The sequence below is a fragment of the Pristimantibacillus sp. Z349TD_6 genome (assembly GCF_056173205.1).
Genome location: NZ_CM149662.1, coordinates 560,417 through 572,414, shown reverse-complemented (window position 1 = coordinate 572,414; position 11,998 = coordinate 560,417). Strand labels below are relative to the sequence as shown.

General features: G+C 43.6%; 8 protein-coding genes. 3 read left to right on the top strand and 5 right to left on the bottom strand.

What is annotated here, in order from left to right:
- Window positions 1-39: 39 nt before the first annotated feature.
- A complete protein-coding gene (locus AC0VYE_RS02535; RefSeq protein ID WP_076268448.1) occupies window positions 40-1,449 on the bottom strand; it encodes an MATE family efflux transporter in 1,410 nt (469 codons plus the stop codon).
- 162 nt (window positions 1,450-1,611) lie between these two features.
- Between AC0VYE_RS02535 and AC0VYE_RS02530 the strand changes: the two genes are divergently transcribed.
- Window positions 1,612-2,496, top strand: coding sequence for an AraC family transcriptional regulator (locus tag AC0VYE_RS02530; RefSeq protein ID WP_475445831.1), 885 nt, complete (start codon window positions 1,612-1,614; stop codon window positions 2,494-2,496).
- Window positions 2,497-2,629: 133 nt separating this feature from the next.
- Here AC0VYE_RS02530 and AC0VYE_RS02525 read toward each other — a convergent pair whose 3' ends face one another.
- Complete coding sequence (locus AC0VYE_RS02525) at window positions 2,630-3,814, bottom strand: acyltransferase family protein (RefSeq protein ID WP_475445829.1); 1,185 nt, start codon at window positions 3,812-3,814, stop codon at window positions 2,630-2,632.
- A 106-nt stretch (window positions 3,815-3,920) separates the two neighbouring features.
- Complete coding sequence (locus AC0VYE_RS02520; protein WP_475445827.1) at window positions 3,921-4,448, bottom strand: VanZ family protein; 528 nt, start codon at window positions 4,446-4,448, stop codon at window positions 3,921-3,923.
- Between the two features lie 293 nt (window positions 4,449-4,741).
- On the opposite strand from AC0VYE_RS02520, the gene AC0VYE_RS02515 reads away from it, so the two are divergent.
- Window positions 4,742-4,873 (top strand): hypothetical protein, encoded by a 132-nt coding sequence (locus AC0VYE_RS02515; RefSeq protein ID WP_256710911.1) that lies wholly within the window; start codon window positions 4,742-4,744, stop codon window positions 4,871-4,873.
- On the opposite strand, the gene AC0VYE_RS02510 is transcribed toward AC0VYE_RS02515, so the two are convergent.
- Both AC0VYE_RS02510 and AC0VYE_RS02505 read right to left on the bottom strand, forming a co-directional pair.
- Complete coding sequence (locus tag AC0VYE_RS02510) at window positions 4,866-5,060, bottom strand: hypothetical protein (RefSeq protein ID WP_441878029.1); 195 nt, start codon at window positions 5,058-5,060, stop codon at window positions 4,866-4,868. The genes AC0VYE_RS02515 and AC0VYE_RS02510 overlap by 8 nt on opposite strands.
- A 40-nt stretch (window positions 5,061-5,100) precedes the next feature.
- Window positions 5,101-6,606: an alpha/beta fold hydrolase gene (locus tag AC0VYE_RS02505; protein ID WP_475445825.1), complete on the bottom strand. Its 1,506-nt coding sequence runs from the start codon at window positions 6,604-6,606 to the stop codon at window positions 5,101-5,103.
- A gap of 151 nt (window positions 6,607-6,757) precedes the next feature.
- Between AC0VYE_RS02505 and AC0VYE_RS02500 the strand changes: the two genes are divergently transcribed.
- Complete coding sequence (locus AC0VYE_RS02500) at window positions 6,758-11,905, top strand: S-layer homology domain-containing protein (protein WP_475445823.1); 5,148 nt, start codon at window positions 6,758-6,760, stop codon at window positions 11,903-11,905.
- Window positions 11,906-11,998: the final 93 nt, after the last annotated feature.

Genomic DNA, 11,998 nt, shown 5'->3' with positions numbered 1-11,998 from the left:
GAAGCCGCTGTCTATTCCTTCCTCTATTATACGCTTTTATTAGATATCCAGCGCGGTTTGTTTATGTGTTTTTCCACTAATGCCGCTCTCTGCACTTCTCTTCGCTTCGGCCTCATCCCGCTCTGCTCTGCGCAGAAACTTTTGGCCTCTCCAGCGAATTAATGACAGTATACCGCGGATGTACTCATCTAAGATCATGCAGGCATATATCCCGATCAAGCCCCAGCCAAGTTGAATTCCCACAAAATAAGCTAATCCCGTCGCAATCAGCCACATCGAGAATACCGAAGTCCACATCGTAAAACGGGTATCGCCTACCGCATTTAATGAATTGCCGAGCGCCATATTGATCATTTTGCCCGGCTGCAGCAGTAAATTCATTCCAAGGAGGGACACGCCAAGCGCTACGATTTCTTTGTTCTCAGTAAACATGCCTAGCAGCTGCTTGCCAAACAAATAAATAAGAAACGCGTTAACCGTCACCACCGCAAGCCCAATCCACATCGCTCGGAAGGCGATATGGTACGCCTCTTTGACCTTGCCCGCTCCAAATAGATGGGCAATCTGAATTTGAACTGCCAGTGCAATCGAATAACCAAGCATGAAGCAAAACGATTCCAACGTATTCATATACGTCCGTGCCGCCAGCTCATTCGAGCCGAGAATAGCCAAAAAGGTGAAAATAAGCAGCTGCGTAAATACCCAGCAAGACATATTTACGCCAAGCGGCCATCCAATACGGAGAATTTCGCCGAACAGCTTACGATTAAATACATTAAAGTCACGAAGAGCAATCGTACGTTCAAAAGAGCTAAGGAACATGATGAACAGCACAATCGTAGCGAGCAAGCGGCATAACACGGTTGAAATGGCTACGCCCATCAAGCCCCATTTTGGAAAACCGAATGCTCCGAAGATGAACGCATAGTTGAAAAAAACATGCACAACGTTCATTCCAATTGCCGTATACATAGGTCCCTTTGTATTTCCCGTATTCCGAATCGATGTGCTAAGCGCCGACATCAATGCAATCAATACCATTCCGCCGCCGACTATCGAGATATACGTCTTGGCCAGTGGAATCAAATTTTCTGGAAGCTGCAGCACCGCAGCGATCTCGCCTGGAATGAGGATGAGCAGCCCGCTAAGCAAAAGCCCAATGATGGCACTTACTTTCACCGCCATTATCGCGATCGTGCGAGCGTCCTCGCCATTTTTGGAGCCTATTTTTTGTGCAATGAGTATGCCCGCTCCACTCGCGACTGTTATAAATAAAGTCGTCAACGCTTGAAACAGCTGGTTAGAGAAGCCTACTACCGCTACTGCATCATCCGATATCCGGCTCACCATCAGCGTATCCGCCGCACCGAGCAAAAATTGTAAAAACAGCTCTATAAATATTGGCCACGCCAGCATCCAGAGCGAAATCTTTTTGTTAGATAAAGCCATCCTGTTGTCCTCCTGCATCGGCTGCTTAATAGCGGCCGTATCCGTTGTCTTATCATCAATCGTCATATCAAATTATAGATGCTATACTGAGCTTGATGTATCACTTTTACAACTGAAAGTATAACGATTCAAACTTCAATTTTTGAAGGAGAAAATCCTAACATGACCATCATTCATATGACGATTCCACCGCTGCCGCATTATATCATTGGGGGTTATACGGTTGCCCCTTCTGGCCGCAAGCATCCAAGCAGATGCAACATTAATGTGTTTGATTTGCTTGTCGTAACGCGGGGCTGCTTATACATGGGAGAAGAAGATCAGCATTATGAAGTGAGCGCAGGGCACGCACTTATTCTCAGACCGGATGCCCATCATTACGCAACGCGTGCATGCGAGGAGCAGACTGCTTATTACTGGATTCATTTTCAGACGACAGGGATGTGGAGTATAACAGATCAATCCATGCCTGAGATACCGCCTGACAGTTCCAAAACAAGAATACTGAGCACCAACATTTATACGGCACAAACCTTCGCCAAACAGCTTCCCCAGTTTGCTAAACTGCTGCAGCCCTCCAAGATGGACAGTCTGCTGCGCCAGTTGGTTCAGCTTAATATGAATGATCATATTCCCAGCGTAAAATGGAAGCAGCAGCTTGTATTCCAAGAGGTTATCGAGCATTTATCCGCATCAATGGAAGCCGAGGGGCCTTCTCCCTCTATTTTGTGTGCAGAGCAGGCAGCTTCCTATTTGCGAGAGCATTATCGTGATAGCATAACCGCGCAGGAGCTGGGAGACAGCATTAACTTTCATCCCGTTTATATCGCAAGATGCATGCAGAAGGAGTTTGGCTGCGCGCCATTCGATTACCTCATGCGTTTCCGGATTGAACAAGCAAAGCTGCTGCTGCTTCAAACGGATCTGCCTATCGCCCGCATAGGAGAACAGGTCGGCTTTAATCACGCTGCCTATTTCACCTCTTGCTTTGCCAAATACGAGAGCATATCGCCGCGCAAATATAGACAACGATTTTCTCATGGGTAAGGATGGGTGCATTCCCTCCAAAACATTACATCGAACATCAGGCTTTTCCTTCGACATCAGTCACTTGCCTGCTTGCTCATAAAAAAGGAACGGCTCCCACTAAGGGAACCGTTCCTTCCTTATGCCCTATTGATTATGCACCGGTCGATACGCCATCACTGCCGCTTACAGCAGCCGTACTTGGCTTCTTGCCCCAGCCAGTAAGCCACTTGCCTAACCGAATGGATGGCAGCTCTATGAAATAGTAGCTTAGCGCCCCGGCTCCGAAGGAAGCAACAAAGGCGAGTATCACAATAAACGTTGTTTCCAGCTCGCCATTCAGCAGATGGATGAGCGACAACAGGATGATCATATGATACAAATAGAGACTGTATGAGATTTTACCCAAAAACAATAACGGCTTTCGCTGCAGCTGCCTCGATAAACGAACGGATGATAGCGCTGTGATAATGAAGATCGAAGCGCCGATAGCGGTCATCCAATCGCCGCTGTGCGGCATGAGCATGTCATGGAAGTCCTCGCCATAACCGATCCATTTGAACGAATAGAAGCACAATCCGATAATAAGCATCAACATGACTCGCCAACCATGCAACCGTGAAAATGCTGACTTCAGCTCTTTCTGATATTTGGCCAGCAGCGCCCCTATAATGAAGAAAGAGGCATAATGCAGCGAGATCACAAAGTTTGTCATATATTTCGTTTCAAAATTTTCAAGCATAATTTCAGCGCCAATGGATAAGACGAGTGCCAGCGGCAGTCCTACCTTCCAGCTGCTTTTTACAATGATGAACATAATAAACGGGAACAACAACGAGATACGCATTTCATGAACGAGCGTCCACAAAATCGGATCATACCTCGTCGTATTGTAGTTTCCTACAAACAGCAAATGATGAATGATTGAGGTCACATTAGGGGGGATCACCCACAGATTGTTATAATAGCTCGTTAAATTCGTCAGCTTCGATACATAGACGATTTCCCTCATTAATATGGCGATCAGTAATGCGACGAGAAAAGGAATGTAAATACGGCAAATCCGCTTAATTACATATTTTGAATAGGATTGCTGACGGTTGTTGAAAAACGGCAAGGAAAGTACAAACCCGCTGAGCAGAAAAAACATAATGACCGCTTCATGACCGCCCCATATCGCATGCAGCGGCGTGTATTTAAACAGGTTAAGCGGGTAATCAAAAAAGCTGAGATCCGACGTATTTTGCGCAATTGGCGCAAATACCAATAAGAAATGACCAATCATTACGGCTAATGCCGCCAATCCCCTAAGTGAATCTAATTCCTCATAGCGCTGCAAGCTGCAATTCCCCCACATTTACCGAATCTATACAATGTCAAAGACGATTATAATGGATAGCAGCCTGCTTTGTCCGCAACTATTTTTGCATCACTTACAAACGGTATTAAGATCTATTCCTTGACCTTGATCGCCACAGCTTCACCACTCCTAAAATGCATAAACAGATAAGTAGTCCCGCACATCCCCCTACAAAATCAAGAACGACATCTGTTGCGTTACCCGTACGCTCGTCAGAGCCTAATTGATTCCATTCATCCATAGCCGGTACAGCAATGGCAACCATCAGTGTAAGTATAATGGAAAGGAACCAGCGTCCACGGGTCAGTGCTCGCAGAAACATAAACATCAACGCAGCAAAAGTCGCATACACAAACAAATGTGCGCCCTTTCGAAACAAAAATTCGATAAAGCTATAAGGCCGATCATGTGAATTAACGATGCTCGTTCGATAGGTAATCGTAACATCCGGCAGCCATCTCACGAGCTGATCGTATGTAAAGTGACTGCGCAAAAACGGCTGAATACTTTGTTGCTCATAGGTTTGGGATGAAAATAGGAATAAAAGCCCGAGCCACCCTACTAATAATAGCCCCCACAAAATAGTCGGCTTCCATCTAGCAGGTCTATACATATTCAATTGCACCTCCTGTAAAGCAACCAGCTTCCAATTTATTATCCCTCTATCATACTTGAAAAAAACGCTCAAACAAAATGCGAGCATAGGAGTGCTAAATTAGGCATGCCAAAGAACGGCTTGCTCGTAAAAGCGAAGCAGCCGGCGGCGCTGAAATTTTTAACTGAAAAATAAAGAAATATAATCCATCATTTATCAGAATAAATGATATAAAAGTCCTATTTCAATATAGTCAATAAGCCTAAAGTTTGGTATTATAACTAAAAAGAAGTGAAATGAGGGCGATAGACATGTCTAGTTATTTAATGTTTACTGAGCTATCAACGCCATTGAAATGGTTTGGAATTCGGATTTTCAAGGATGAGAACGGCAGCTACTGGTATAAATACAAACAAAATAAACGTAAACGTATTTTTAAATAGAGCTATCGTCATCTAATAGTGTACGTGATGCACAATTTTCCTCATTCATGCAGCCTCTCTCAAATCTTACGCAATCATAGCAATTAAGAACAAGATCAAGCGCCCTGCTTGCTCCCAACACTTCATCAGCTTGATAAGACTGGCACACTAATAGCTTATCGATCATTTCCTGCCGCAGCAGCTCAATCGTCTGCTCTAGCTTTATTTTGTGTAGAACAGTATCTCTATTAATGGTCCCTCACCTCTCCCTGAGCATGCGTATTACGAACGGTATCACCATTTAGTTCCTCGCTATACATATTGCTTATCCTTCTCATCACTTGACTAGCCGCTGCAAAATCGCCATCTTTTTTATAGCTATCCGCGAGCGATTCAACAAGTCCCAGCAGCATGTATTCCAGCCTGCTTCGTTCCTGAACCGCCCAGTTATCGTACAAGCCTGCGAGCATTTCTTCTACAGGATAGACAAGCAATTCTTTAATAAGAATAAATTTCCTTAATGCTCTTTTCTCCATATGAGCCTCTTCAAGCGACTGAATCCATTTCAGCAAGTCACACACGACAACCGCGTTCAGCTTAACATGGCTGCGATTAGCAACAATCGGATTCGTCCCCGCCGTATCGAACAATCCCTTTAAATGAGAAAGACTAACTCGCAGCAAATTACTTGCTTTGCTAATCTCTGCAAGTGGCCATAACGCATCGCATAACTGTTCTCTGGTCGGATTCGGGTAAAACATTAAATAAACAAGCAATCTCTTCGCATTACGCTGCTGCCAGCCACTCGGTATTTCCTGGCCATTAATAAATACACGAAACGCTCCAATTAGCTTGACCTCGAGCAGCACATCCTTGCTTGGAGTACTCTTATAGGCATCGCCAAACATTTTAATGGCATCGATCCTCATTAACCCAAGCAGCGGATCTCCGACATTAGTGCTCTCCGTGCCACTTAAGGGGTTGGAGAGGAAATCTAATATCTTCTGAGCGGCATAGGGCTGATTATCTATAAACACCAAGCTAGCTGCATCAGGCACCGTTACCGAGAACGCATGCGGAATAAACTGCGCCGTAATCTTCGACATATAGGATGGATATATCGTATCTTTGTCCCCCGCCATAACGAGGCAAGGTTTATTCATTGCGGATAAGTCATCCAAAGGATTCTCGGCTGCAAAGAGCTCAATTAATTTAAAGTACACATCCATGTCGCACTGCAAGTACGCCTCTTTTACCCATCTTGTCTCTTCCCTATCCTGAGGCAAACAGGTTACTAAACTAGCCATCTGCTCCGCCAGTGCAGCTGCCACACCGTTCTCAGCATAGCTCCGGCGCAGCTCAACCGAACGCTCCATTGCCTCCGGAGGATAAAACCCAATCGTCGAAATAAGAACAAACGACTTCACTCGCTCCGGGCGGCTCATTCCATACCTTGCAGCAAGATTACCGCCAAGTCCATGACCGACCAAATGTGCTTCCGTTATGCTATATAAGTGGAAAATTTCATCAAGATCATTGCAAAGCAGCTCCCATGTTAACTGAGAACCGTCATGTGATCGCTCCCCATGCCCGCGCAAATCATACCGTACAACATGATAGCGTTCAGTTAGCACAGCAGCCAGCGGCTCCCACACACGAGCATTTAGACCTAAACCGTGTAAGAGTACTACAACTTCAGCATCAGGATCAGAAGTGCACTGATTGAATTGGTAGAACAAATTAAATATGTCCATAGTCCCCCTACATTACCACTACTGTATGATTTTAGGTTAGTCTGTAATGCTAGTGTAATGCAAATTTTAGTACTATGGTAGTGGCTTTGCTAGTGAAATGAGTCATTTTTTTACATTTTACAACAAATTCTTGTAAGGGGAGACAAAAAACATGCAAAACAAGATGTTCAAAAGCGGCTTTCTGCTGCTGATGACAATGCTGCTTGCTTTGGGTAATGCTTTTACCGTTATGGCAGCAAGCTCTGTAGAAATCATCTCGACGACTACACAGCAGGACGGCACCAAAAATGTCGTACTAAATAGTACAATCGATGTTGAGAAAGAAGATTTCGGAGCAATGATGGGTGGAAAATCCATCGAGTTTACGTTGATCGATGCCGAGGATAAAAAAGTCGGTAGTGCTATCACAAAACAAATCCAGGAGAATGAGGTTACGGTTTCTGGTTCGACGTATTCCATCCCCTTCTCTGGACTGGAATTTTCCAGTCTGAAGCCTGGCACATCCTATACACTAAAAGCGGCTTTCCACAGTAATGTAAAGCCGCTTGCATGGGAGCAAACCGTAAACATTTTACCTTCGAGCTACAGCTTCAAGATTGAGCGCACGCCGAAAGGCGAAACCAAATCCACTATGGCCATCAATGACACAATTCGTTCGGATGACGATAAAGTTATGGTAACGCTGCTTGATGAATATGGTAAGCCGGTTGCCGGGAAGCAAGTTAGCGTCCTTAACCATGCTACCCATACAACGAATGCTGAGGGGCAGTTCCCTTTAATCGGATCCTCTATAATCAAACCAAATAATTTCAACCCGGTACTCTTCTTGCAGGTGGATCAAAATAAAGATACTTACACAGTTGGTACCGTCTATCTTCAAGACGTTCTAGATGATCGCTATCCGAATTATAAAGTAACTGAGCTGCGCTATTTGGATAAGAACAGTAAGCTGTTCCAAGGAACCAACATCCGCGGTTGGTTTAGTAATAGCCAAGGAGACCGCGCAGAATTCTCTGCCCCAAGCGTTATGGTAGCCTTGACGAATGGAAAGTTCGGCAACTATCAAGTAATGATTAAGCCGCAATCCATCACAGAAACCTATTTGTATAATTTGAGCAATGAAGAGCTCACGCCTGCAACAGGTGAGCAGCGCAAAACGACTATCCTCAACGCGGCTGCATACAGCAAGCAATCTTTCGCTTATAGCTGGAACAATGAGCCTGTAGGAGTAGAATCGCTTAGCCTCATTAATAACAGCGGCTTTAAGCAGGTTTACTATCAAAAAGACGATACTCTTGCAAATGTAGATTCACTCTATATTGCAAAAGGAACTGCCTACCAATTCATTGCTACCCTTAATCTCCCTAATGGCGATAAAGCGGTTGTGAAGGATTTGCTTAAAACGAATGAGGCATCACATACATTTGCAAATCAACTGAATAAAGATAACTTTTCTGCACTCAGCATCGCTGCTGATTATAAAACCGCAGCTGACATTACCGCACTGCGTATTGCTTATTTAAATGACAGATACAACTATCAAGAACAGACCATAAATCTTGCAAGCAATAATCAGCTTTATGTAGAGAAGAATAAGCAAATTTATAAGCTGAACGCTGCGATTAACAGCAATAGAGATGAGGCTATTCTCGACTCCTACTTTACACCGACGGATAATAATTATTCCTACAAATCCGGTAAAAGCATTAACACAGAGATAACTGCAGGCGTAGAAAAGAGAAACATTTTGGAGGAGCGTACCGAGCTTATCTTAGGTGAAACGTTCAAGCTCAAAGCACTACTAAAAGATGAAAATGGTCAAACCATTGACCGTAGAAGTGATCTCAAAATACTCGTCTCGAAAAACAATGCATCGTACCTGGAGTATAACTACCTGAGCTGGTCTAGTGACAAGCAAAACGGTAAATTGACTCAAGTATATAATAACGAATTCCGTCCTACGGAAACGGGAAATTATATAGTTAAAATTATGCAAAGAAGTAATCAAGAAAATTGGATTGAACGCAGCAGCACTGGCTTTACTGTTGGACCAAAGCATGAATTCGACTTAGAAATTCGCGATCAGAATGGCAACCTTGTAGATATGGTTAACAAGCCTTATCTCACATCTGATATTGTTGAGAAATTATCCATTACTGTTCGTGAACATAAATCCGGTATGGTCGGAGATCCCGTTGAAGGTGTGTCCCTCTTCTTATATGGCCAAGAACATACAAGCAAGTCAGATGCTAACGGCCTTATAACTTTATCAAAAATTTATGCCGGTGGTCACAATGATCTCACATTCAGCAAAACTGGCTATTTGGACAAAACCATTGATCTCATGGCTATTAATTCAGAGAAGCAAGCTGTTATCCGTGTTTCTGGGCTCGATAAGCGTGAAGAAAGCGATAAGCTGAATGTAGTTGGTGGAGTGCCAATGAAGGATGCTACCGTATTTGCTACTATTCAGTCTGGTGATACCGTTCAGAAACAACAAGATTATCTTAATGAAGATGAAACGGTAAGCTATTTGATTGTTCCATCACCATCAACCGTAAACTTGGATTTTGTTCGCAGGGTTAATATGAGCAGCAGCAATAGCGGTTCACCTTTTGGCTATTATATGCTGGGCTCCGTGAAGACCGAACCAGGCAAAGACTACAATGTTGTACTCGATGCAAGGCAACCTCTTCAGCAGGTGTCTACCGTCAATTTAACCAAACAAATGGACGAAGTAACGATTGCACGCAAAGAACTCTCTGGTGTCGAATATCTACCTTACCTCATCGACGATAACCAAGGAGAAAACAACCGTTTCTATGCAACAAAGGGAACTTATAATGTAGTAGCAAGAACCATGGAAGGCAATATCATTTATTTGGAAAACGTTGAGCTGAACCAAGATGTGAATACACTTGATATTCCAACCCAATCAAGCTCCCTCGCCCGAGTAAAGGTGCTTGGAGACGCAACAATTAATTCTGTAGCCTATATTACAGATAAGCAAACCAAACTAAGCGGATATGTACATTTTGAGGAAAACTTCGTTAATTTGACGCCGGGCAACGTAGCCGTTTCCATTAATGGATTTGACGGTTCGAAGCAATATCAATATGATGTGCGTTTGACGAAGGATGATTTAAAGGCGGGTACACAAAAAGAAATCACAACATCCGCTCTTAAAGGAATTGATATTTTCGGTCTCGACCAATCCGGAAAAATTATGCTTCCTGTAAATCAACGCTGGATTAAACTCGGACTGGTTAATGAGAATGGAAATGAAGTACAGCTGTACAGTACGCCAGAGCTTATCGTATTTAACAATAGCTGGAGCAAAAGCTCAAATAATATTTTGCCGGAGGCTTCAAAAATTGTCATTAAGAACAGCAGTGGAACAGTTGTTCAAGACAGTACAGAAAATGAATACCTTCCTCAGTGGATATATATTGAAGCGGACGGCGAGTATACAATAACCGCATCCGTGACAATGGAAGGTAAGACATTCACGTTAAATAAAACAATTAAAGTGAGCACTGTTGGTGAAGAAGTTACAGAACCGGAAACGAAACCAACTCCAGACACTGGACCTGGACCGGGAACTGGACCAGGAGTTATCCCAACACCATCTCCAACACCAGTAAATGTAGACAAAGGTTTACAAGATCTGCTAGAGAACAGCAAGACCGATAAAGACAAAGCTGACAAAGCAGCGGATCTCATTAACACTCTTGTTAACTCAGTAAAGGATGTCAAGGATAGCAAAGAAGCTGAAAAGTCTGTTCAGAATGTATCAGCAACGCTTGCTTCGGCATCTAAACTGCTTGAATCTATGCAAACAGCTAGTGAGAAAGCTAAAGTAGCGGCAACTATTACAGAGATGGTTAACAATACAAAATATGCTTTTGAACAAGTTGAGAATGGTCCGAAAGCGATCGAACTAGCTAAAGTTATCATCAAAGACACTGCTTCTGTTCTGAAAAACCTAGGTAACATAGATGCAGCACAGATCGATGCACTTAAAGATTCGCTTGTTTCACTTAGCAAAAAAGCAGTAGAAAAAGCTGCAACCGTCACTCTGGATAACAAGGATGTCAAAGTAGATGGCAATGCGCTTACGACATCGCTTGATGCGAAGAAAATCGGACAACAGCTAGAAACAACGAAAAAAGCTTTGGATGAAACGATGAGAGTCCTTACAGGCGCAGTCGGAGCAGACAAAGCAACGAGCATCAATCCAGTTGTAACCATTAATATTCCAAAACAAAGCGAGAACGTCACTAAACTCGCTGCTGAGCTGCCTTCTGAGATTTACCAAGCTGTGAAGGATAGCGGTCTTGCGGGACTTAAGCTCTCAATGGGCAACGTCGGCTTCACTGTTGAACCAGGAACATTCGGAAACGTAGCTAGCGGCCAAACGATCTCACTAGCAGCAGAAGTCGTGCATAATTTAACCGTAACTGCTCCAACTTCAGCCAAGCAAGTAGCAAACATACCTGTTATGGAGTTTAATGCATCGGTAGATGGCAAGAAGGTAGAAGCATTCAACAAACCAATTCCAGTATCATTTGATGTATCCAATATTGATACGACTAAATACTCGGAAGCGGATCTAGCAAACCTTACCGTTTACTTGTTGAATGAAAAAACGTTAACTTGGGAGCCTGTAGGCGGTCTTTATGATCCGATTACAAAAACCGTTAACGTAAATCGTGGACATTTCAGTAAATACACAGTTATGAAGGCTGGCCAAACGTTCACGGATATTGCAACAACACACTGGGCAGCGACAGCTGTAAATAGCCTTCTTAACAAAGGTGTACTTGATCAAACGACTACATTTAGTCCAAGCAAAAAAGTAACACGCGAGCAATTCGCTGCATGGCTCGTTCGCTCTTACGGTCTTGATGGGACCGGCCTAAGCCTCCCATTCAAAGACGTAGCTAAGGATAGCGAGTATTACGATGAAATCGCTGTGGCTTACGAACAAGGCCTAATTCAAGGTAAATCGGCAACTGCCTTTGAACCAAAAGCAGAAATTACACGTCAAGAAATTGCTACATTCTTATCCAGAGCACTTACAATTTTCAACAGCAAGAAACTAACTAGCACAAGCACTGAACAGCTTAAAGGCTTCAAGGACAGCTCATCTATTGCCAGCTGGGCAAAAGATGGCGTTGCACTTCTTATGCAGCAGAAGCTAGTAACAGGCTACCAAGACGGTACTTATAAGCCGAACCAAACCACGACCAAAGCGGAAGCGGCAGCACTTATCTACCGCATTTACACGGGTCAATAACACAAACTAAAGAGGCAGTAGAGAAGTCAATTAGACTTCGCTACTGCCTCTTTTCTGTTCTTTTAGGCTAATTAAAACTATATCCGTATAGAA